This is a genomic window from Neisseria sp. P0009.S007, from assembly GCF_051962515.1.
The window spans coordinates 1-1,214 of record NZ_JBQCVF010000414.1 but is presented as its reverse complement, the minus strand read 5'-3'; the positions used below and the strand labels follow the sequence as shown (position 1 = coordinate 1,214).

Sequence of the window (1,214 nt, the reverse complement as noted above, 5' to 3'; positions counted from 1 at the left end):
GTGTAGTTGTAGATGGCGTAAGGAATCGCGCCGTTGCGGTGGATTTCCTCGAAGGTGATTTCCCATTCGTTGTGGCATTCGATACCCGTAAACGTTACCATCGGATAGAGTGCGCCCGCCAAGCCCTGTTCGCGCGCGTTGTGCTGCGCCTGCGGCAGTTGGTTGCGGCGGTATTGCAGCAGGTTGCGGGTAACTTCGGGTTCCGCCAGTGCGAGGTAGAGCGGTACGGCATAGGCTTCGGTATCCCAATAGGTCGCGCCGCCGTATTTTTCGCCGGTAAAGCCTTTCGGGCCGATATTCAGGCGCGCGTCTTCGCCGTAGTAGGTGGAGAATAGTTGGAACAGGTTGAAACGGATGCCTTGCTGCGCTTCGTCGCTGCCTTCGATGACTACGTCGGCGATTTCCCAACGATGCAGCCAGCCTGCTTTGTGCGCGTCCAGCAAGGTTTCAAACGCAACGCCTGCGATTTTTTCCGACAAGTCGCGGCCTGCGGCTTTTACTGCTTCCAAGCCTTGATAATCACGGCTGGTGGTAACAATCACGCGTTTTTCAAAGGTTTCGGGTGTGCTGCCGACTTCGGTCTCGAAAGAATTAGAGACCTGCCAATCGGTTTGGCTGCCGCCGAGGGCTTTAAAGCTGCCGGCGAAGGTTTGCTCGGCGTTGACGATGAATTGTTCCACGCCGAAAGGGTTGGCGACGGTTTGGGTAGCAATGTAGGAGCGGCCGTCTGAAACGCCTTTGTCCAATACCTGCCAGAATTTTTCTTCGTAGTTGGAATCTTCGTTTTTCACGTCGGCGTCGATGATGGAATCGATGCGGACTTGGTGGGTTTTGCCGTCGACGGATACGGCTTCCCAGCGGATGAGAGCCAGCTCTTTTTGCGCGACCGACAGGAATTTGCACACATCGAAACGCACGCCGAATACGGTGAACGAGCGGCGCAATACGCCGTGCTGCATATCGAGTTCGACGGAGAAGTCGGCAACGTCGTCTTTCGCCAAGTCCACCTCTTGTCCATCAACAAAGATTTTAACTTTGCTGAAATTGAGCGCATTGATGGCTTTGCCGAAATATTTAGGATAGCCGTTTTTCCACCAGCCGACGCGGGTTTTGTCGGGGAACCACACGCCGGCGATGTAGGTGCCCAAGTGGCTGTCGGCGGAGTAGGTTTCTTCAAAGTTGCCGCGCATGCCCATATAGCCGTTGCCCAAACT

The 1,214-nt window shown here is 55.1% G+C and carries 1 pseudogene; it reads right to left on the bottom strand.

The window, feature by feature from the left end:
- Positions 1–1,214, bottom strand: a pseudogene (locus ACTHS3_RS13720) (glycoside hydrolase family 65 protein); the annotation flags it as partial.